The organism is Micromonospora sp. ATCC 39149 (assembly GCF_000158815.1).
GTDB lineage: Bacteria > Actinomycetota > Actinomycetes > Mycobacteriales > Micromonosporaceae > Micromonospora.
Genome location: NZ_GG657738.1, coordinates 3,246,231 through 3,267,334 on the forward strand (window position 1 = coordinate 3,246,231; position 21,104 = coordinate 3,267,334).

Here is a 21,104-nt window from a genome sequence, read left to right on the forward strand (position 1 = left end):
CCGACAAGATTGCCGACAGCGAACCGGTGACGACTCCCATTACGCGATCACGACGAGTCGCGGCCGAACGGCGCATCCATTGACAATATTCACTGGGCAGTGGAGTATGCTGGAATGGGCCTCAGGCATCTGCTCGGCGTCGCGCTCGCCTTCGCGTTGGTGACCTCCGGACCGGCGCCGGCACAGGCGAGCGCACCGGTGACCCCGCCCGGCACCCCGCAGGTCGCCGGCACGCAGTTCCTCTCCGCCACCACGGTCGATCTGGCCTGGATGCCGGCCGCCACAGGCACCAACCCGATCGCGGTGTACGAGGTCTACGCCCGCCGGCTGGGCTGGACCTACCCGGACCAGCTGGTCACCACCACGACCAGCACGTGGGTCTTCGTGCCGATCCGCGGGTTGCGCCCGGCCACGACCTACGAGCTGTACGTGCGGGCGCGGGACACCAGCGGCCTCCCCGGGCCGGCCTCGGCCCCCGTGACCATCACGACCCTGCCGAGCGAAACCGTGCCCGGTCCGCCGGTGGCGACCAACGTCACCGCCACCACCGCCACGGTCTCCTGGCGACCACCGGCGGTCGCCATTGAACGGATCGCCGGCTACGACCTGATCGTCCCGCCCGCAACCCCGACCCAGCCGATCCAGATCCGGGCGAGCACGGGCCCGTCGACGACCAGCGTCCAGCTCACCGGGCTCAGACCAGGCACGAGTTACACGTTCATCGTCGTCGTCCGCTACACCGACGGCACGCAGCGCTCGGCCCCGTCCGCACGCGGCACCGTCACCACCGTCCCGTCGGTGCCGCCGTCCCCGCCGTCCGACCTGACCGTCACCACGCTCACCCCGACCTCCGCGACGTTGTCATGGACGGCCTCGGCACCGGGCGACTTCCCGATCTCCCGGTACTTCACGTACGTCAACGGCGGCGCCCTCGGCGTCTCGAACCCCACCCCGGACGTACGGACCGTCACGTTCGCCGTCTCCCCCGGCAACGCGTACGAGGTCTACGTACGCGCGGTCGACCAGGCGGGCATCTACTCCGCCCCCTCCAAAACGGTGACCTTCACCGCACCCAGCCAGTAGGTCAGCAGCCCGGCAAGGAATCCCGCAATGGCCGTCCCTACACCACCAGCGCAGACGTGACCTCCTCCGTCGAGGACAGTGCGCGTGCTACCGCGCTCAACGCGAGACGGCGTCGGTGAGGATCGCCTGGAGGCGGCTTCGGCATTCGGCCACGAACGCCGGGTAGGTGTGCCAGTAGTACGAGATGCCGCTGGCGCCCACCGCGATGGCCCAGGCGCGGGCGCGGGTCCAGGTCAGGTCGTCAAGGCCGACGGTGTCCCAGTAGGCGTGTCGCGCCTGTGGCGGCAGGTCCCAGACCGTGGAGTGCTCGGCATCGGGCAGACCGATCGACAGGCCACCGAAGTCGATGATCGCGTGCAACCTGCCGTCCTGTACCAGGAGGTTGGTGGGTTTGAGATCGCCGTGGAGCCACACGTGAGGTCCGGAGGGTTCGGGCAGGGCGAGCGCTTCGCGCCACAACCGTTCCAGGGTCTCGACGTCGATTTCGCCGCCGACGGTGGCCCGGCAGTCCATGAGAGACCTGCTGATCCACTCGTCGCAGTCCCGCAGGTGTCCCCCGCGGTACCAACTGAGCTCGCCCGTGCGGGTTGCGCCCATGAGGTCGATATCGTGAAGTTCCCGCACAAAGGACGCCAGATCGCTGCCAAAGGTCGACCAGTCCTGGACAGTGTCCGGCTGGGCTTCGTCGCCGTCGATCCACCGGTAGACCGACCAAGGAAGTGGGTACGCGGTCGTAGGCATGCCGGTGTGCAGTGGCTCTGGGACCGCACACGCCATCAGCGGCGCGAGACGAGGAAGCCACTTTTGCTCCTTAAGCAGGGCGCGCGCCTTGTCCGCAGTTCGCGGGAGCCTCACTAGCAGATCACTACCCAGCCGGTACATGATGTTGTCGGTGCCCGCACCCGCCGGCGACAGCGACAGGCCGGCCCACTGCGGGCACTGCTCATTCAGCAGCGACCCGACAACTCTCTCATCGACCGGGACCTCATTCTGGTGCAGTGTCATGCCCAGATCCTTCCGTCAGATGCCGAGGCAAGCCACTGACTTAGGTCGACGACGCCCACCCGACACCACCGGCCGCGCCATGGATCCCTCATGACCCGACGCCCACCCAGGAAGTCTGTTCGTGCCTGCGGGAGGGCCTGTCTCACAGGCCAGCCGTGTACGGACTTGCCGTCCTGCTCATGCCGGACTTCGGGGCGGCGCTCCGGACGGGCTGCGGCGGGTGCTGATGACTAGGGTTGGCTAGGGTCGTCGGAGACCCGCGCCGACGACGACGAGGACCGCGATGACCCGGACCGACGACGATGTCGCCCTCGACGCGGCGCTGGACCCGCTGGTCCTCGCGCTGGACATCGGTTCCACCGCCACCCGCGGCGGCGTGCATGACGCGTCGGGCCGGCGGGTCCAGGGCCTGCAGCACAAGGTGCCGCACGCCTTCACGGTCGCGCCCGACGGTACCTCGATCATCGACCCCGAACAGGCGACCGCAGAGGTCGAGCAGGTTCTCGACGCGGTGACCGGCGACCTACGGCTGGGGACCCGCATCGCCGGCGTCGCGATGGACACCTTCGCCGCCTCGCTGATCGCGGTCGACGCGGCCGGACGCGCGCTCACCCCGTGCCTGACCTACGCCGATGCGCGCAGCGCCGATGCGGTGACGGCGCTGCGGGAGGAGCTCGACGAGCAGGCAATGCAGCAGCGCACCGGCACCCGCCTGCACACGAGCTACCACGCCCCGCGCCTGCGCTGGCTCGCGGCCGTGGAGCCCCGCGTCGTCGCTGAGACCGCGGTGTGGTGGTCCCTGGGCGAGTACGTTCTGGCTCGGCTGGTCGGGCACCCGCTCGCCGGGACGTCCACGGTGGCGTGGACCGGCCTGCTCGACCGTCGCACCGGCGAGTTCGACGCCGAGCTGCTCGCTGCCGCCGGCGTCGGCCCCGAGCAGCTCTCCGCGCCACGGGACGTGACGGAGCCGGTGCCGGCGGCGGCCCCGGCGCGCTGGCCCGCCCTCGCCGGGGCCGTGTGGTTCCCCGTCATCACCGACGGCTTTGCCAGCAACATCGGGTCCGGGGCGACCGACGCCACGGTGCTCACCGCGTCGACAGCCACCAGCGGGGCGCTGCGGGTGCTGCTCGACGGACCTGCTGATCCGCTGCCGTTCGGGTTGTGGAACTACCGGGTCGATGCGGGACGCACGCTGCTCGGCGGGGCAATCAACGATGTCGGTCGCGCCGTCAGTTGGGCGCAGAGCACGTTGCGCCTCAGCCCGACGGTCACGGCCGTCCTCACCGCGCCGCCGAGTGATGCCACGCCGCTCATGCTGCCGTACCTCACCGGCGAACGCGCGCCGGGCTGGGTCGGCGGGGCACGCGCCGTACTCGAAGGGGTTTCGGCGGCCACGGACGCCGACGCGATGTTCCGCGGCATCGTCGAGGGCGTGGCCATGACCTACGCGCGCGTCGCCGATGAGCTGCATCCGGCCGCCCCGCAGATCCTGGAGGTCGCGGCGGCGGGTCGGGTCAGCAACGACCAGCCTGAGTGGCTCCAGGTCCTTGCAGATGTGCTCGGGCGACCGGTCACGCACGTGACCCGCCGGCGTGCCACGCAGCATGGCACGGCGCTGCTCGCGCTCCACGTGCTGGCACCGGACGTGCCGCGCGCGCCCCGGGCCGTCGGGGCGACGTACGAGCCCCGGCCAGCGCACGTCGAGCACTACGCCGAACGACGCGCGCGGTTCGCCAAGGTGTACGACGCGCTCGTGCGCGGCTGAGAGATCAGGTGGCGGGGGTCCCCGAGCCCGGCGCGCGAAGCGACGTCCACCGGTGCGATACAGCGTCTGCCGGACCGGCGGCCCCGACGACCTCACCGAGGGCCGTCGCCCGGTCGCCGCCGCTCATCACGCGTCCTAGCGGCCACTGGATCGACCACGAGCACAGGCGCGGACGCGACTGCGGGCCGAGGAGTGGGATACATTGACATCAATCGATGCGTGCCGCATCGTTGACGCATGGTAGGCGTCCACTCGGGCTCGCGGTGTCGCCGCGTGCGACCCGGCCTGCTGGCCGCCGTCGTCTCGTCGATCGCAGTGCTCGGCGTCGGGCTGATCGCCGTACCGGCGGCCGATGCCGGCACCGCAACGCTCACCGGGACGGCACCCGTCGTGTACCCCGCCCCCGTACCCGGTGGCGCCTCGGTGCCCATCATGGGGCCGGCCGGGGCCACGCCGACACCGACCGCAGCACCCACCACACCGGGCACCTCACCCTTTCCACCGGGTGCGCCCACGAACCTCACCGCCAGTCAGGTCCGGACGGGGTCGATCACCCTCACCTGGACGGCCGCAACGCCCGGCTGCTGCGCCATCACCGGCTACGACATCACCTACTACATGGCCTTCGACGACGTCGTCTTCTCCGCCAGCGTCGGGAACGTCACCACCACCACGATCACCAACTACATCGGGGCGGGCAAGCAGTACCTGTTCCAGATTGCCGCCAAGGACGGCCTCGGGCACCGCTCCAACTCGTCGGACACGCTGACCGTGGTCACCCCGGTGACCGACACCGGCCCGGACACCACCCCACCGAGCGCTCCGCAGAACCTGAGCATCGGCGACGTGACCGCCTCGACCGCCACGCTGTCCTGGTCGCCGTCGACGGACGACGTCGGCGTGCGCGGCTACAACGTCTACCGCTTCGACGGCTGGTTCACCTCGATCGTGATCGCCACCGTGACGGCAACGACGTACACGATGCCGCTTCCGTCGTCCACGCCGCAGCTGCGCTACCTGTACTACGTGCGGGCCCGAGACGCGGTGGGCAACGTGTCGATCGCGTCCAACACCGTCACCACGCCCACAGCGCCTACCCCGCCACCGTCCACCTGTCGCGTGACCTACCAGAACCAATCAGAGTGGCAGGAGGGTTTCGTTGCCGTCGTGACGATCCAGAACACCGGGACGGCTCCGATCGACGGCTGGATGCTGACCTTCAGCTTCCGGGGAGACCAGCAGATCACCTCCGCATGGAACGCCACGGTCAGCCAGAGCGGCGCCACGGTGACGGCCCGTAACGTCGACTACAACCGCGTCCTCGCGGCGAACGGCTCCGCGACCTTCGGCATTCAGGGAAGGTGGAGCGCCAGCAACGCGCCGCCGACCAGTTTCGTCCTCAACGGCACCCCCTGCACCGCAGGCTAAGAGCGCACCGGGGAAACAACGCTGCGTCCGGGCCGGTGGACGTCTCGGGTCCCGTTGCGTTGGGCGAAATCATGATCGACTTCAGCTTGGCCGGTATGGCCTGTTTGGCCGGTAAGGTGATCGTCTCGTGTCCGGTCCTGGTCTGCGCCGTCGTCGGCGTTCGTCGGGTTCCGGTTCCCGCCCGAGGTGATCGTCCTGGCGGTCCGCTGGTACCTGTGGTTCGACCAAACGCAACAGCGTCAGCACGGCTACCTCAACACCAAGATCATCGACTCTGTCGAGTAGCATGTCTGGTCAGTCGTCCAAGACGATCGACCAAGGAGAGGGTATGCCGGGCCAGACCAATACCGAACGCGGCCGGGTCGCGCGAGCACGCCTGCTGGCGGCCGCCCGGGAGCTGATCGGCGAGCTCGGTTGGAGCGCCGTCAGCACTCGGGTACTGGCCGAGCGGGCCGGGGTCCCTCCGGGACTGGTGCACTACCACTTCAAATCGCTGCAGGCGCTCCTGTGCCATGCCGCGCTGGAGGAGATGCGGCAGGTGCTCGACGGCATCACCGCGATCCTCACTCAGGCCACCAGCCCGGCCGACGGCATCGAGACGATCCTGTTCGACCTCGACCAGCACAACGGGTCCGATCCGGCCTCCCTGCTGTTCATCGAGACCTACCTCGCCGCCACCCGCGACCGCGAACTGCGCCAGCAGATGAGTGCACTCGTGGCCGACTTCCGCGGCTCACTCACCGATGTGCTGACGCGCTCGGGACACCCCAGCCCCCAGGACGCCGCGAGTGCGGTGATGGCGGTCTTCGACGGCTTCGTCCTCCACAAAGGACTCGACCCGGACCTCTCGGCAGCGCGCATCGCCCCGCTCCTGCGTCGGATCACCACCACCGAAGAGAACGGAGAACACCGATGAAAGCCCTTATCTGCGGCGCCGGCATCGCCGGACTGACCCTCGCCCACCGCCTGCACCACCACGGCTGGGAAGTCCACGTCGTCGACCACGCTCCGGGGCCACGCGAACAGGGCTACATGATCGACTTCTTTGGCCCCGGGTACGAGGCAGTGACGGCGATGGGCCTGCAGCCGAACCTGCGGAGGTTCGCCAGCTCGGTCAACTCCTTCCGCTACATCGACGCCCGCGGCCGCACGACCGTCAGCGTCGACTACACGCTCTTCGCCAAGGCCCTCGACGGCGAGATCGCCAGCATCATGCGGCCCGCCCTCGAATGCATGCTCCGCGAATCGCTCAGCGACCAGGTCGAGATCCGCTACGGCACCACGATCGACCGGATCGACGGCGACCAGGCCGAGCTCTCCGACCGCACCGTTGTCGAGGCCGACGTGATCGTGGGCGCCGACGGCATCCACTCCCGCGTCCGCCGCCTGGCCTTCGGCCCCGAACCCGACTACCTCCGCTACCTGGGCATGCATACCGGGGCTTACGTCTTCCGCGATCCCAAGGTGTTCGAGCAGGTCCAGGGCCAGTTCGTGCTCACGGAGACAATCAACCGCCAGATCGGCCTCTACGGGCTCGACGAGGGACGCGTCGCGGTGTTCGCCGTGCACCGCACCGAAGACCCGCGCCTACCCGAGGACCCGCGCGAGGCGCTGCGCCGCACCTACACCGGCATGGGCGACCTGGCCGAGCGGGCCCTCGCCAACTGCCCGCCGCCGGAGGAGGTCTACTACGACCAGGTCGCCCAGATCGACGCGCCGCGCTGGACCGACGGGCGGGTCGCGCTGGTCGGCGACGCCGCCTATGCGGTGTCCCTGGTTGCCGGGCAGGGCGCTTCACTGGGAATCGCGGGTGCGTACGTGCTGGCCCAGCGGCTGCACGCCGCCGCATCAGTACAGGAAGGACTGGCCGACTACGAACGCCGCTGGAGGCCGGTCGCGGCGGCCGTGCAGCAGGCGGCCCGAAACCGGGTCACCGAGTGGTTCCTGCCGACTTCGTCGGCCAAGCTCTTGCTGCGGCGCTGGGGATTCAAGGCAATGCGCCTGCCGGGCCTCGACCGAATCCTGGTCGCCCCCCTGTTCCCGAAGAACCACCAGAACATAGCCGAGCTCGCAAGGTAAAGACTACGCGGCGCTACGCTACGGCATCACTCCGTACCTCGTTTCTGCTATCACCGCCTGAAGCCGAACCCCACGACACCTACCGGTACCGGGCTCTGTTGCGTTGGCGGACGCATGATCGACTCCGGCTTGGCCGGTATGGTCGGCTTGCCCGGTGAGGTTGTCGTCTCGTCTCCGGTCCTGGTCGGCGTCGGCGTCGGCGTTCGTGGGTTCCGGTTCCCGCCTGAGGTGATCGTTCTGGCGGTCCGTTGGTACCTGCGTTTCGACCTCTCGTACCGGGATGTGGAGGAACTCGTGGTCGAGCGCGGTGTCGAGGCCGATCACGCCACCGTCCACCGGTGGGCACAGCGGTTCACCCCGCTGTTGGCCGACGCCGCCCGGTGAGCCCCAGACGATCATCACCGGCCACGCCTTCGTGCAGAACATCCGACGCGGACACTGCGAACTCGCCGCTGATGTCCCACCCGGACCTGGGCAGCTGGGACGACGGCCGGCTCTGCGGATGGCAGTCGCACTCACGGAACTGGCGCAAGCGATCTGATCAATGCCCGGCGGACGCGCCTCGGCGTGTCCACCGACCCGCCAATGCAACAGCGCCGTGTCGATGATCTGCTCCCGAGAGCACATGATTGCGCCGCTGTGTCCGGCGCTCGCGTTGCCATGCCTCGATCACGCCACGTTTGGTGCACCGAACCAAGTCAGAGCGCTGTACCAACCCGGGAGGTCACCTGTCGCCTCCAGTGTCGGTCGGACGTACCGCATCCACCGCTGCCACGGCGTCCAGGTCCGCAACAGGCCGGCGGCGGGGCTTCCCTGCCGCGGCGAATGTTTTACGAGCCACCTGGTACTGCTGCAGGGTCGCCTCCGCGATACGGTCCCAGGAGTACGCCGTCCGCGCGTGGGAACCGGCTCGTTCGCCCAGGGTGCGGGCGCGGTCGGGATCTGCCAGTACCCAACGGATCCATCCGGCCAACGCGATGTGGTCCTCGGGCGGGGTGAGGATCCCGGTCTCCAGGTGATCGATCTGCTCGGGGATCCCGCCGATCCGCGCCCCGATGACCACCTTGCCGACGGCCTGCGCCTCGCAGACTGCGATGGGGCAGGGATCGAACCTACTCGGCACCAACGCTATCTGCGCGTTTGCGTACAGCGTCTCCAGCCGACTCCTGGCCACGTAGCCAAGGAAGGTGACCCGGTCGCGGACGCCCAGAGACCGTGCGAGACCTTCCAGGTGGGGCCGGGCCGGGCCGTCGCCCGCGACCACGAGATGTACGGGAAGATCACGCAGCAGGCTCAACGCCGCGATCGACAGGTCACAACCCTTCTGGTGGACCAGTCGTCCCACCTGGAGAAGTTCGACCTGCTGGGCTCGCGGCCCGCCGAGCGACGACGTCGAACCGTCCCGGGGGGCGTCGTGGAACTCCGTCCCGTTGGGGATGACCACGAGGTTCTCGACCGCTCGGCCGACGGACGTATGGACCCCCCGCGCGAGGGACTGGCTGACCGCGATGATGACGGTGCTGCGCTCCAACCCCCACCGCTCGAGCCGTTGTTCGTAGTCGAGCATGACCCGGTCGGAGGAGCCCTCGTCGAGGTGGGTGCCGCCCGCCGAACGGTCATAGTGTTTCGTCATGACCAGCGGCAGATCCCACAGGTCGGCGACGGCACGTGCCGCCAGGACGGCTCGCGAGTCATGGCAGTGGACCAGGTCGAAGCTGGCAGGCAGCTTTCCGGCGGCCGCTGCCATGCCCACGTTGCGGTGCAACATGCTCAACGTGGCCGATGCCTCACCGGGGAAGGACAGGATCTCCGAGCCGAGCGTCCCGCAGTAGTGGTCGTCATCGTCCCGGACGCCCTCCGGTTTCGAACCCGCCGTGATGACCGTTACCGAGACGCCCAGCCTGCGCAGAGCCCTGGTGAGGGCTGCGGCATGTACTCCGATGCCGCTGCGGGGCCGGGGAGGGTAGTCACTACTGATCATCAGTACACGCATGCCGCCAACCACCGGGGAAGAGACGAAGGCTCTCGAGGGGCGAAGCTAGTAATGACCCAACCTCTGGATGTCGTTCGACCGGGGATCGAGGCGCTTCCAATCCGTCACGAACGACGGGGCGAAGCCCAGTGCGGTCAAAATCCGTTCGCCCCCAGACGCCTTCTGGAGTGAGCCGTGCAACAGCGCCTCGTTGATCACCAGAGCGTCCCCGGCCTTCGCCCGGACGAATTCCAGCGACGGAAAGTTCTCCCTCGTGAGAGCCACCCTCGGGTTACCTGTCTCCGAGACCCACGCATTTGGCGAACCCGAGTCACCATCCGGAAACCAGGCGAAGTTGGCCTTGTGTGATCCTTGCAGGTAGCAGAAGGGTCCATCGTCGTCTCTCAGGACGTCACTCAGATAGATCAGAACCTTGACGAACATGCAGTAGAGTTTCCCGTCATGAAACGTGTGCATGTAGCTCATGTTTCGTCGGGCGACCCGGTCACCCCCGTAACGTAGAACCTCGCCACTGCCGTTGTGGAGGTAGAAGACGCTCTGCCGGGTGCGCCTCAGCGCATAGCTCTCGATAAGCCGGTAGGGCTGGTTGATGAGCGGTTCGACCAGCGCTCGCACTGCCTCATCGGCCGCCAGCTCGGCGAAGTGGGCGCTGTTCCCCACCAGGTCTTCGACCTTCTCCTTCTCACCGTCGCCGAGTGCTTCCGTCGACGACAGACGCCGCACTTCGTCACGGCACACCTCGACGGCATCAGGGGAGAGGAACCCAGGTATCCGTAACAGCCCCATAGTGTCGAACAGGTACAGTTCGCGAGTGGACATGGTCTGCATCTGCGACGGAGGGATGAGCATAGGGCCTCCTGAGGTCATGACCTCGGTACGGTCACCCGGCATATTCGCCGCGCCGCTGGACAAGGGCCTCGTGGAACTTTCGGCATGGCCCGGCGACTCCGAACCAGCTCCGAGCGTAGGCATGGGGGGAACTCCGAACGGCAATACTGGCAGGTTCATGCCAGCCCGCCAGTCTGCGCAGCTCGGCGTGGACGCAAAAGGCTAACCGGAGAAATCTCCGGGCACTGTCGCGCCCTCGTTCGGTCCACCGTCTCGACGCGTCCGGCCGAAGAGGAGGCCCTGAACAGCCGCCTGATATCCCGCCTGGAAGCGGCTTTGCGCGCCAAGACGGGTCATCCACCGCGCCACGCTCCGGCGATAGGTGCGCAGGGACATGCCGATCCTGCGCGCGGCGGCCTCGTCCTTGAAACCACTTACGAGCTGGTGCAACACCTCCCGGCTCAGCAACTCGGTCGACTCATCGTCCGGGAACTCGGTGGGCAGGGCCAAGGCATGCGCGTGCATCGACCGAAGCATGAGCCCCAGGAAGGGAAGTTCCCGGCCGGCGAGGCCGCCACTGTCATACCCGCGTTGGTTCAGGGCGGACATCAGCAGTTTTCCATCCACCACACTGAGCCGCGGCAACGATTCCGGAGTCGTGAAGACGGACGCGCCGGAACGAATGAGCCGCCGGACCTCCCCGTCGATGGTCATCTCACCAACCCGGCACTCGGCACTGACGTATGCCCTGACCCGAATCCCCGCCCGAGCCAGACGGCACCCGGCCCGAACATCCAGCGCCGGCCCCGTTCGCTTCCACTCGACGGGCAACGCCAGCAGAAGCTCGTGCCTACTGCCGGCAATGGCCCGGTAGACGACCTCGGGACCAACCATCCTCATTCCCAGCGAACCAATGACGTCGCCGAACACGGACCGCCCACCAGACGGCGAAGGAAAAAAATCGGCAGACCCACCATCGTCACGACGGCGACCTCTCGGAAGTGCGGAATCATTGATCAGATTACCGTCAGTGCGCACTTCTCCTCTTTTCATCCATGCCGCGACTCATCATGGACCCCACTGCGACCCCGACAACAGCGCTCAACGCGCCGAGTCGTGACTCGGCTTCATCGCCCATCACCGGCACTCAGCCAGCAGCAAGCGCTCTCCCCGGCCACCCGCATAGCGGAGATACCTTTATACACAGTGACGAACACCGATCTTTTCATACACCTGCGCAGGATGTCCATAGTCTTTACCGGACGGTCATTCCAAAGCTGGATGGATGCCAGTGGACGTCACGGTATGTGAGTTCGGAAGGCGTCTGCGGCCCACACGGGCGTCTCCGGCGACTACGGTGCTACGCGGGGTGGCGACGAGGGCGGGCTCGGTGCCGGTGCGGGCCTGGCGGAGTTCTCACGGAACGTGACACCCCGAACGCGGTGGACGAGCTTCCGATGTGGCAACCTCACCGGCCCCTTACCCGGCAAGCTCGGGCCTACCCATAGGCCTCCGCCTGGAGGCGGTAGAGGCTCGCGTACTCGCCCCCGGCCGCCAACAGCTCCGGATGCGTGCCCTGCTCGATGATCCTGCCGCCGGAGACGACGACGATGCGGTCGGCCAGGTGAACCGTCGAGAAGCGGTGGGACACGAGCACCGTGATCGCCCCATCACCGCCGTACTCACGAGCCTGCCTGGTGAAAAGTTCGAACAAGTCGTGCTCGGACTGCGCATCGAGGGCTGCGGTCGGCTCGTCCAGGACGAGGAGCAACGGGCTCGTGCGCATCAGCCCTCGTGCGACGGCGAGTCGCTGCCACTGCCCGTGCGACAGCTCGATTCCTCCAAAGAGCCTGCCGAGGAGGGTCTCGATGCCCTCGGGAAGTTCCTGGACGAACTGCGCGGCCGCGGCACGACGCAGGGCACCGTTGACCGCGACGACGTCCCCGATCTTTCGCAGGTCGCCCGCGCCGACCGATTCCCGAACCGGGACCTGGAGCTTCAGGAAGTCCTGGAGCGTACCGGTGCTCGCCGCCGCCCATCCGGACGCGTCCAATCGCGTGAGGTCGACCCCGTCGACGGTGATGGTGCCTCCGGTCGGACGACGCGCCCCCATGAGAAGCTTGATGAGGGTGCTCTTGCCCGCCCCGTTTTCACCCACGACAGCAATCGAACAACCTGCGGGAATGACGAGGTCCACCTTGTCCAGTACGCACTCCTCGGTGCCGGGATAGGCGAAGGAGACCCGATCCAGGACGATTCCCTGGGTCAACCGCGTTGGCGGCGGCAGTACCCCCGTACGGGACGCCGACGCATATCTCGTGAGCCAGAAATGATGTTCGGCGATCCGTCCACCGGCAGCGACCTGAGTGATCGCATCGACTACCGCCTGCTGCTGGGTACGCAGTTGACCGGCGAGAGAGATGAGCAGGACGGCACCACCCGCGGTGGTCTGCCCAGCCGCCATCAGGTGCCCGACGAGGATTAGGGTGAAGGCCAGGGCTCCGTAGTAGAGCGCCCAGCCGGCTGCCTCCATGCCCAGGCCGCGGAGCCGCGCCGACCCCTCTTCGCGGGCAGCGCTCGTCCACAACTGCTGCGCGAGCCGGTTCAGCCTCGCGGCGTTCCCGCTGATCCGCACTTCCTTCGCAGGGCCGGGTCGCAGGCACAGCTCATGCAGCGCGGCCTCTTGCCGCAGCGGCTCCGCAGTCGCGTCGATCGCCTGCTGCTGGATCTTCCGGGCCCGGTTGGTCAGGACGAGAATCGGCAGAGCGCATGGCGCCAGAATGGTGAGCAGCGGGTGGAGATCCGCCAGCAGCCAGACGCTCAGGCAAAGTCCGACGCCGGCGGACACCGCATAGGCTGCAGCCCAGCCGGTGGTGGTCAGGGCAACCGTTCCACGCCGCAGCATGGTGATCTGGTTCAGAAACTCGGCGCGCTCCAGGTGCTCGATCGTCGGAATCCGTGCCGCTGTCTCCGTGATCTCCTGCTCTATGGCCATCTGGACTCGGTTGACGAGATCGTTACGAAAGTTGAGTGCCAGCCGCTGGCCCACGACCTGCATGACGTAGGCAAGAATGCCCACCACGACTGCCTCGACGAGCCCGACGAGCATACGGGTGCCCGCCGCATCGACCAGCCACCGTTGGGCGCTCGCAGTGGCGGCGACGAGGCCGGCTTGGAGAAGGACGAGAACCCCGACGAAGCAGGTCACCCGGGAATCCGCGCGGTAGCTGAGCCGCAGGGTGTAGAGCGCCATCCGCAGGCTTGCCGGCACGGTCACTCCGGGGACTCCCGATGCGGGTGCCGGGCCGTGAACCTCGACGCCTGGAGCGTGAAGAGCCTGGCGTACGTCCCGCCGTCAGCCATCAGGGAGTCGTGATCACCTTCTTCGGTGATCCTCCCACCATCCAGGAGCACGATTCGGTCGGCTGCCCGGACGGTAGAGAACCGGTGTGAGATCACCACTACCGAGGCTGCCGGAATCGACCCCAGGATCCGCTGGTGGAACTCCGCTTCTGCCCTAACGTCGAGGTGCGCCGTTGGCTCGTCGAGCAGCACCACCTGTCGCCCCTTGTCGACCGCGTGGAGCACTCGTACCATCGCGAGCTTCTGCCACTGCCCACCCGAGAGGTCGGTGCCCGAGGTCCCCGTACGCCACAGCAACGTGTCCAGGCCGCGGGGCCGGCTCGCCAGCAGAGCCGCCGCCCCGGCACGCCGAATCAACTCGTCGAGCTCGGCGTCATCGGTCTCCGCCTCTGGGGCGGCCAGGGCGATGTTGTCGCGGAGGGTCAGCGGATAGTGGATGAAGTCCTGGAACAACGCGGTGACCCTGCGACGCCACACCTCGGGGTCGAGGTCGCGCAGGTCGACTCCGTCCACCGTGATTCGTCCCCCCGTCGGCTCGTACAAGCCCGCGAGGAGCTTGATCAGGGTCGTCTTTCCAACCCCGTTCACCCCCACCAGGGCCAGCCGCTCTCCCGCCCGGATGGTCAGGTTGAGCCCGTTCATGACAGGGCGGGGCTGGCCGGGATACTCGAAGGACACCTCCTCGAACCTGATGGTCGGGATCGTCGCCGGCGGCGGCTGTAGATTCCGCCGCGGTTCGACCTGCGCGCGCTCAAGGACGGCCAGCGCCCGCATCGGATCCTTGCCGTACTCGATGTCGTGTGCCTCGGCGCCGAGGGCGGCGATGGCGAAGATGCCCCAGGCAGCGACCAGACATGACGCCAACGCCCCCACGCTGATCTGACCGTCGAAGGCCGCACGGCCAGGGACCCCGAGCGCCAGACCGGCACAGACCACGGCCAGCACGGCCGCCGTCTTCTGGCTACGGAGAACTCTCCGGCGCAACTTCCAGTAATCGGCCAGCCAGGCGAGGTGGGCAGCGGCCCGGCGTTCGACCACCCACCCGGCAAGACCGAACAGCCTGATCTCTTTCGCAGCCTCGGGTCCGGCCGCCAGCTCCGCCCAATAGTCGACCTTGCGTCGCTCCGGCATCGCCGCGTCCTTGACCGACTCAAGGTGCATCCACTGCCGGACGGCGATCCACCGCGAGGTGACGGAGAGCAGGAACAGCACTGCCGCCAGGACCGGGAAGTAGGCGCCGAGCGCCACGGCCATGGCCGCTGCGGAGAGGATCCGGCCGGTCAGCGACAACTGGCCCACGGCCGCCAGACCAGCGGACCTGTCGCGCCACGCCACGCCTTGGTCCGCGGCGCGCAGCGCCACATCCTGAAAGGCAGGATCCTCCAGATGGGCTATGCCGGGTGGCCGGGAGGCGATACGTCGAAGCTCGGCGCGCACGGCGCCGTCGACCTGCCTCGCGATCGAGGCCCGCAGGGTTGATCCGGCGATCTCCGCGAACTGCCGGACGAGCATCAGGAGGGCAACGGCGACAGCCAGCCGGACGAACTCTCCCGACCTCGAGAGCATGGCGTCGACGAGTCCGCGGGTGGCCGCGACAGTGATCGGACCGACCGCCACGACAACGACGAGCGATACGACCAGAGCACCCAGCCACCGTCGATCCGCGTTGCGTAGCAACCCCAGAAGCCTGCGCCGTTCGACGTACACCGCCCGCACACCGGACGGGTTCACATTTTCCCACAACGGCGGCGTGCGAAGGGCGGCGTCGCTCATGAATCAACCACGCTGTTCCGCGCCTTCAAGTTGCTGGAGCGCACGCAGGAACAGATCGGGGTGCCGCCGGATGTTGTCATCGACCTCCGGCGACTCGATGGACGCGAAGTAGTGACACAGGACGCGGTTCTCCGCAGGCGGCAGCCTGCTCCACGGCCCCGAGCGATAGGGTTCACCGAGTGGCTGGGCCGCATCGCCGAGCCGCCCGCCCAGCACTGAATAGAACATCTGTGTGACATGGCGAGGGCGAAACAGGATCTCCCGGGGCGTCCGATCCATCATGACCTCCAGGTAGTCGAGGTCGAGAAAGCGACGACGGTGCGCGCAGACGAAACCGCAGCACATGTGCGGCACGTACGGCACGTCGGGTAACGCCTCGGGAATCCAACGAACACCGCCCGGCAATCGCCCCGACGCGAATTGCTCCTGCGAGTACATGAAGGCCGGCTGCCGCTCGGTGGCGGCGGCCCACCGCATCACCTCCAGCGGTTCGCCGAAAAAGAGGATGTCGCTGTCCATGCCGATGACCAGTTCGGCGTCACCGAGCAAGAAGTAGTCGACGAGTTGCAGGATGCGAACATTCCTCCGCCGGACCTCCGCGAGGAGTGGATGGTCCTCGAGCATGACCTGGACCATGTCGTCGGCGTCAGGCCGCCGGATGACGCGGACGTCCAGGACCTGTTCTTCCAGCAGCGCCAGGTCAACGTCGGTCAACGAGCCGTCGTCGTGCACGACTGCCGCCACCCCGCGCCAGTAGCCAGCGAGTGACTTGATGGCGAACAAATACAATGGAACATGCTTGTGGGAGACCAGGGAGTGGACCTGCACCGGGGCGGCGCCGTCGAGTTCGGCCGGAGGCGCCTCAAGCATCCGACGGTGCAGTTCGTCAGGCGAGGGATACGGCATCAGCGTCACATTCGCCGGAGATGGATCTGCCGGGACACCCGCTTCCGGTCGCGCTCGGGATCCAACTGGCAGACGGCGCGGCGGACATCGTCGATATCGATAGGGATGCGCTCGTCGCGCCCATCAGGCCTCCATCGACGCAATGTCGCAAACGGTCTCATCGTCCGACGACCGTAACGTGAGGACGGCCGCCCGCCCGCTCGTCGGCCACATCCTGCCAACACGGGCTCAGCCAGCGGAGCCCCGACCGCCGGCATGATCAGCCGACGTCGATGGCGCCCGACCAGAGGCATCTGCTACAGGTACGGGCGGGTGATCAGTTCGATCGCGTGGCCTGCTGGGTCTTTAAAGTAGACTCCTCGGCCGCCGTGCTCGTGGTTGATCTCGCTAGGGCGACGCATCTGCGGATCGGCCCAGTGCTCCACGCCGTGGTCGCGCAGTCGCGCGTACGCCCGATCGAAAAGGTCGTCGTCAACCAGAAACGCGTAGTGTTGCATCTGAATCTCCACCGGCGGTTCGGCGAACTGGAGAAGCACCCCGTCGCTGAGCTGAATGTTGGTGAACAGACCCCAGGACGGCGCTTCTGAAACTTCTAGCAACTCGCGGTAGAACCGGGCCGACTCGTTGCGATCCTTGGCGGCGACAATAGTGTGGTTGAACCTGACTGCCATTCGGCTGACCTCGCTGTTGTTCGACACGACTATAACGGGACCTGGCAACTGTTGATTACCTGGAGGCCCGCGTGCCGAATCGGCGGGGTGCCCACGAAGCACCCGCCGGTCGATCAGCTGTCCACCGGATCGCCAATCCGTGTGCGGCTTGGCGCCAGTCCGGTGTTCACGACAGGCCACGATACCTGATGGGGCCAACTACGACAAAGGGAGTGCATCAACCGTCCTCAGGATCGCGACCGGTCCGCCCTGGTGCTTCAGCTTCCGGTACTGGCCGAGATGGGTGCAGCCGATCAAGGTCCGGCGGTGCGTTGTCGCGCCGGCGGCGTCAGGGATGAGCGGTAGAGCCGATCGAGCCGCTCGTACGGGCGGGTTGTCGTCGGCGAAGTGCCCGTCGTCGCGGACGACTTGGAAAGGACGGCTGCCTATCAGGGACGAAGCCAGAAGACATCCCGGAGGATTGCATTGCCGACACGCGCGTCGGTGACCCAGGTGGCGCCCCTGTCTTATAAGGGAATGCCGGAGCGGTAGAACGCACTACGGCCGGCACGAGTGTCACGCCCCCCCCGCAGCCCAGGCGGCCATAAGGACCGAAGGAACTCGTGGTCGAGCGCGGTGTCGAGGCCGATCACGTGACCGTCCACCGGTGGGCGCAGCGGTTCACCCCGCTGTTGGCCGACGCCCGCCCGGTGAGCCCGCCACTGTCCTGGTGACCGCTGGTCGTAGACGAGACCTACGCCAGGGTCAACGGCCTCTTGAGGTACGTCTACCGAACCGGCGACCAGCATGTCCAGGTCATCCACGTGCTCGTATCGACACGTCGGGACGCCGCTGCGGCCCGACGCTTCTTCCGCCGGGCGCTGACCATGCTGAAGGTCGCGCCCAGCGAAGTCGTGACCGACGCGAACCCTGTCATTCCGAGGATGTTGGACGACCTGCTCCCCCCGGCGGGGCACCACGTCGAACGACACGCCAACAATCCGATCGAGGCTGATCACAGCCAGCTCAAGCACCGGGCGGTGAACAGGACCCTGGCCCGGCTCGCTCAGGCCGGCGCGGTCACGCCGGCGGATCGTGGAATCGTCGTGGCCGACGGGGCACGCCTCGACGCCGTCGCCGGGGACTGACCGACCCCCCCACTCGGCCAGCTCGTGGATCGTCGTCGGCGACGGCGGCTGCTCGTCGGCCTGGCCTCCACCCACCGTCAGCCCGCGACCACCTTGTGCAGGAAGCCGGCCAGGTTGGTCCGGGTCCGATCGATCTTTTCGGCCAGCGTGATCGACTCGTGGAGTCGACCGCCGAGCCCGGTCTGCTTCTGGCCCCGCAGGTAGAGCGAGCAGGCGAGGTCGGTGCAGATGTAGACACCCACCGAGTTGCCCTGCTGTCCGGCCGGCCCAGCCTTGCGGGCGGTCATCAGCGATACGCCGCCACCCGAATGGTTGGTCAGGCACAACGAGCACATGCTGCGTCGGGCCCGTCCGGCGGACGGTGCCGCCAGTCGCAGCGCCACCCCCACCGGCCCCTGGTCGGACTCGGCTACCAGGTAGGCCCGCTGGGGTGCGGCGGGGTCCTGCCAGCCGAGAAAGTCCAGGTCGGCCCAGGGTCGTTCGGTCAGGTCCCGGGGCAGGGCCAGGCGCTTCGTCTCACCCTTGGTGCAGTTGACGAATGACGCGCGGATGTCGTGCTCGGTCAGGGGAACCATGCCTCGAAGCTATATCGCCCAGGCTGAGAGTGCCAACCGCTATGAGATAACCTAGAGGCCCTAGGCAGGAGGGCAACGTGGTACGTGCAAAGGTGACCATCGAACGCCTGGTCAACGCTGCGGCGGAGCTGACGGACGAGGTGGGATTCGACCAGTTGACCGTTTCGGCGCTCGCCCGCCGCCTGGACGTACGGGACGCGAGCCTCTACTCGCACGTCCGGAACGTGCAGGACCTGCGGATGAGGCTGGCGGCGCTGGCCCTGACCGAGCTGGCCGACCGGGTGGCGGAGGCCCTGGCCGGTCGCGCCGGCAAGGACGCGCTGGTGGCCTTCGGAAACGCCTACCGCGACTACGCCAAGGCCCACCCGGGCCGGTACGCCGCCGCCCAGATCGAGATCGACCCGGAATCACCCGCCGGCAGCGCGGCACGCCGGCACGCCGAGCTGACCCGGGCGATCCTCCGGGGCTACGCGCTGGCCGAACCCGCCCAGACGGACGCAGTGCGCTTTCTGCACAGCACCCTGCACGGCTACGTCAGCCTGGAGAGGGCCGGCGGGTTCCGGCATCACCCGCGTACGGCGGACGACTCCTGGCGGAGGTCCCTGGACGCCCTCGACGCCGTCCTGACCACCTGGCCGCCGGACTGACCCGCCCGCGGGACACCATCCGTTCCCAGGCAACCGCACGAGGCCCCGACCACCGGAGTGGACGAGGCCTCGTGCGGTTGCTGGTCAGGCCGCGTCGACCGCCGCGACCGGGAACGAACCGGAAGCCCCGCAGACAGGAAGGCCCGGTGGTCGACGGCAAACCGGAACTGAAACTCTTGCTCGACCCGATCAAAGTCCGAGTCGATGCGCCCAGGGTCGGCCAACCACACAGACGGACCTGAGCCGTGACCGCCACGTCGCCTCCTGACCGAGACGACAACCAACCCCACCCTGTTGATCAAGCCGTGACACCACGACACGAGACACCACCTCGTCAACGCGTCACAAATCTGCGCCTTCGTCATAGCCCAACGCACCCTGTGCCGTGCCATAACTCGTCGGACAGGCTGTGAGCTGGGAGTTCTCGGTTCGCACTGATGATCTCTGGTATGACCGTGCGGTTGCTGTACCTGGGAATGAGTTGCTGTACCTGGGAATGATCAGCCTGTTCAGCGGACTGGGATTGTTGATCCACGGCGACAGGGCGTTGCTGGTCGAGGTCCTCGCGCTGCGGCATGAGGTGGCGTGCTCCGCCGGCAGGACCCCGGCCGACCACGACTGTCCTAGCCGGACCGGGCGATCCCGTCCGCCCTCACCCGCCTGCTGCCGGCCCGGATGCGGGCACACCGGATCGTCACACCGGCGACGTTGCTCGCCTGGCACCGACGGCTGGTACGACGCCACTGCCCCTACCCGAACAAGCCAGGCCGGCCACCCCACCACGGCCCAGCCGTCATCATCCCCATGGACAAGCCCGTACGACGCCGACGACGATTCAACGGGGTGATCAACAAGTACCACCGAGCAGCCTGACACGATCCTCAAAACACCAGATCACGACCACCGAACGAGTTTGGCACGGTACACCATCTCGATGCGTGCGTCCGCCGTCGCGGCGTCCAGGTCGCCGGCAAAGTCCGCGGCACCGTCGTTGTCGGATGGGCCTACGTCCCAGAAGCCCAAAGCCACCGCCTCCAACTGGCACCTTCGCGATCCCCGACGAGCGCGGTGCTGGTCATCAACCTGCAAGCTTCTCGGCATGGGTATGCCGGCCGATTCAGCACTTCGTGACGCCGTGCTGGGGCTGTCTGCTACGGTCGCCGCCATGCCTGCCGTTTGGCGGATCGCGAACTATCACCGCGCCGAGGCGCCGGTGACCGAGCCGGTCACCAAGTTCGGCGGTCAGCCCGTCTGGCTCACCGGACCGCAATGGCCGGTAAGCCAAGGCTGGGACACCCCGATGCGGTTTGTCTGCCAGATCGTATTGGAGCCCGAGCTCGCCGGAGCCGGCCCGGGGCGGTTGGCCTACGTGTTCGTCACCCATGGCGACCACGGCAGCGACGTGGAGGACTTCGACCCGGACGTCATCTTCCCCGACGGCGGCGAGAACGCCGTCATCATCCAGCCCGACGGCGTCTTCGACGGGCCGACCAGCCCACTGACCAGCGGCCCAGCCCTCTACCACGGCGATGGGTCGCCGGCGGAGTACACCGTCGAGTTGGTCCGCGGTGAGGACCCCGAGCACCTGCCGTTCGACGCCTACATGGCGCTGCCGCCACATGAACGGGACCGCTACTTCCAGGCACTGGACCAGGACAAAATCGGCGGGACGGCACTGCTGTTCAACGGGCACGACTGGCCCGAGGGCGGGCCGTGGCGGCCCCTACTGCGCCTGGAAGCGAACGGAAAGCCGTTCTACCTCAACCTGGGTGCCGCACCGGTGGCGTTCGCGTTCATCTCCACCGACGGCCGGCACGGGTGTTTCCTCGTCCAAGACTCGTAGTCAATAGTCAATATTGCC

The 21,104-nt window shown here is 67.5% G+C and carries 17 protein-coding genes and 1 pseudogene; 9 read left to right on the forward strand and 9 right to left on the reverse strand.

Translation table 11 applies throughout. The features are described from left to right. Positions 1 to 114: 114 nt before the first annotated feature. Positions 115 to 1,083 carry a fibronectin type III domain-containing protein gene (locus MCAG_RS13720; RefSeq protein ID WP_036373353.1) on the forward strand — a complete coding sequence of 323 codons (969 nt, stop codon included), beginning with the start codon at positions 115 to 117 and terminating at the stop codon, positions 1,081 to 1,083. Between the two features lie 96 nt (positions 1,084 to 1,179). On the opposite strand, the gene MCAG_RS13725 is transcribed toward MCAG_RS13720, so the two are convergent. Then, entirely contained in the window at positions 1,180 to 2,088 is a 909-nt protein-coding gene (locus MCAG_RS13725; protein ID WP_036373355.1) for an aminoglycoside phosphotransferase family protein, read from the reverse strand. A gap of 283 nt (positions 2,089 to 2,371) precedes the next feature. Here MCAG_RS13725 and MCAG_RS13730 point away from each other — a divergent pair, with 283 nt between their 5' ends. The 5 genes and pseudogenes from MCAG_RS13730 to MCAG_RS34760 form a co-directional block, all read left to right on the forward strand. Beyond that, positions 2,372 to 3,853 (forward strand): gluconokinase, encoded by a 1,482-nt coding sequence (locus MCAG_RS13730; RefSeq protein ID WP_007073582.1) that lies wholly within the window; start codon positions 2,372 to 2,374, stop codon positions 3,851 to 3,853. A 273-nt stretch (positions 3,854 to 4,126) separates the two neighbouring features. Then, positions 4,127 to 5,281, forward strand: a complete 1,155-nt coding sequence (locus tag MCAG_RS13735; protein ID WP_232290162.1) for a cellulose binding domain-containing protein — start codon at positions 4,127 to 4,129, stop codon at positions 5,279 to 5,281. Between the two features lie 328 nt (positions 5,282 to 5,609). Next, entirely contained in the window at positions 5,610 to 6,197 is a 588-nt protein-coding gene (locus MCAG_RS13740) for a TetR/AcrR family transcriptional regulator (protein WP_007073584.1), read from the forward strand. Then, complete coding sequence (locus tag MCAG_RS13745; protein ID WP_007073585.1) at positions 6,194 to 7,360, forward strand: FAD-dependent monooxygenase; 1,167 nt, start codon at positions 6,194 to 6,196, stop codon at positions 7,358 to 7,360. The genes MCAG_RS13740 and MCAG_RS13745 overlap by 4 nt, the downstream gene beginning before the upstream one ends. Positions 7,361 to 7,540: 180 nt before the next feature. Next, positions 7,541 to 7,741 (forward strand): annotated as a pseudogene (locus MCAG_RS34760) (IS6 family transposase); the annotation flags it as partial. 343 nt (positions 7,742 to 8,084) lie between these two features. On the opposite strand, the gene MCAG_RS13755 reads toward MCAG_RS34760, so the two are convergent. From MCAG_RS13755 to MCAG_RS13785, 7 genes are all read right to left on the reverse strand, one after another. After that, the gene (locus tag MCAG_RS13755; protein ID WP_036373357.1) at positions 8,085 to 9,353 is read right to left on the reverse strand and encodes a glycosyltransferase family 4 protein; all 1,269 of its coding nucleotides are present in this window, start codon (positions 9,351 to 9,353) and stop codon (positions 8,085 to 8,087) included. Between the two features lie 45 nt (positions 9,354 to 9,398). Continuing rightward, on the reverse strand, positions 9,399 to 10,202 hold the full coding sequence (locus MCAG_RS13760; RefSeq protein ID WP_007073588.1) for a phytanoyl-CoA dioxygenase family protein: 804 nt from the start codon (positions 10,200 to 10,202) through the stop codon (positions 9,399 to 9,401). Positions 10,203 to 10,403: 201 nt separating this feature from the next. Then, entirely contained in the window at positions 10,404 to 11,111 is a 708-nt protein-coding gene (locus MCAG_RS29680; RefSeq protein WP_007073589.1) for a response regulator transcription factor, read from the reverse strand. Between the two features lie 568 nt (positions 11,112 to 11,679). Beyond that, entirely contained in the window at positions 11,680 to 13,458 is a 1,779-nt protein-coding gene (locus MCAG_RS13770; protein ID WP_007073590.1) for an ABC transporter ATP-binding protein, read from the reverse strand. Next, entirely contained in the window at positions 13,455 to 15,317 is a 1,863-nt protein-coding gene (locus tag MCAG_RS13775) for an ABC transporter ATP-binding protein (protein WP_007073591.1), read from the reverse strand. Before MCAG_RS13775 ends, MCAG_RS13770 begins: the two co-directional genes overlap by 4 nt. A 3-nt stretch (positions 15,318 to 15,320) precedes the next feature. After that, positions 15,321 to 16,232 carry a hypothetical protein gene (locus MCAG_RS13780; protein ID WP_157548047.1) on the reverse strand — a complete coding sequence of 304 codons (912 nt, stop codon included), beginning with the start codon at positions 16,230 to 16,232 and terminating at the stop codon, positions 15,321 to 15,323. Positions 16,233 to 16,519: 287 nt separating this feature from the next. Then, positions 16,520 to 16,921, reverse strand: coding sequence for a VOC family protein (locus MCAG_RS13785; RefSeq protein WP_007073593.1), 402 nt, complete (start codon positions 16,919 to 16,921; stop codon positions 16,520 to 16,522). A gap of 689 nt (positions 16,922 to 17,610) precedes the next feature. Between MCAG_RS13785 and MCAG_RS13790 the strand changes: the two genes are divergently transcribed. Continuing rightward, complete coding sequence (locus tag MCAG_RS13790) at positions 17,611 to 18,021, forward strand: DDE-type integrase/transposase/recombinase (RefSeq protein ID WP_083802273.1); 411 nt, start codon at positions 17,611 to 17,613, stop codon at positions 18,019 to 18,021. Between the two features lie 77 nt (positions 18,022 to 18,098). On the opposite strand, the gene MCAG_RS13795 is transcribed toward MCAG_RS13790, so the two are convergent. Continuing rightward, the gene (locus MCAG_RS13795; RefSeq protein ID WP_036373360.1) at positions 18,099 to 18,596 is read right to left on the reverse strand and encodes an FBP domain-containing protein; all 498 of its coding nucleotides are present in this window, start codon (positions 18,594 to 18,596) and stop codon (positions 18,099 to 18,101) included. A 92-nt stretch (positions 18,597 to 18,688) separates the two neighbouring features. Here MCAG_RS13795 and MCAG_RS13800 point away from each other — a divergent pair, with 92 nt between their 5' ends. Both MCAG_RS13800 and MCAG_RS13805 read left to right on the forward strand, forming a co-directional pair. Then, a complete protein-coding gene (locus tag MCAG_RS13800) occupies positions 18,689 to 19,243 on the forward strand; it encodes a TetR/AcrR family transcriptional regulator (protein ID WP_232290163.1) in 555 nt (184 codons plus the stop codon). 1,165 nt (positions 19,244 to 20,408) lie between these two features. Then, positions 20,409 to 21,086, forward strand: coding sequence for a hypothetical protein (locus MCAG_RS13805; RefSeq protein WP_036373362.1), 678 nt, complete (start codon positions 20,409 to 20,411; stop codon positions 21,084 to 21,086). Positions 21,087 to 21,104 lie beyond the last annotated feature (18 nt).

Coding starts and splice junctions, on each gene's coding strand:
- MCAG_RS13740 (WP_007073584.1), top strand. CDS start 5,610: ATGCCGGGCCAGACCAATACCGAACGCGGCCGGGTCGCGCGAGCACGC.
- MCAG_RS13795 (WP_036373360.1), bottom strand. CDS start 18,596: ATGGTTCCCCTGACCGAGCACGACATCCGCGCGTCATTCGTCAACTGC.
- MCAG_RS13745 (WP_007073585.1), top strand. CDS start 6,194: ATGAAAGCCCTTATCTGCGGCGCCGGCATCGCCGGACTGACCCTCGCC.
- MCAG_RS13755 (WP_036373357.1), bottom strand. CDS start 9,353: ATGCGTGTACTGATGATCAGTAGTGACTACCCTCCCCGGCCCCGCAGC.
- MCAG_RS13725 (WP_036373355.1), bottom strand. CDS start 2,088: ATGACACTGCACCAGAATGAGGTCCCGGTCGATGAGAGAGTTGTCGGG.
- MCAG_RS13775 (WP_007073591.1), bottom strand. CDS start 15,317: ATGAGCGACGCCGCCCTTCGCACGCCGCCGTTGTGGGAAAATGTGAAC.
- MCAG_RS13720 (WP_036373353.1), top strand. CDS start 115: ATGGGCCTCAGGCATCTGCTCGGCGTCGCGCTCGCCTTCGCGTTGGTG.
- MCAG_RS13805 (WP_036373362.1), top strand. CDS start 20,409: ATGCCTGCCGTTTGGCGGATCGCGAACTATCACCGCGCCGAGGCGCCG.
- MCAG_RS13760 (WP_007073588.1), bottom strand. CDS start 10,202: ATGCTCATCCCTCCGTCGCAGATGCAGACCATGTCCACTCGCGAACTG.
- MCAG_RS13730 (WP_007073582.1), top strand. CDS start 2,372: ATGACCCGGACCGACGACGATGTCGCCCTCGACGCGGCGCTGGACCCG.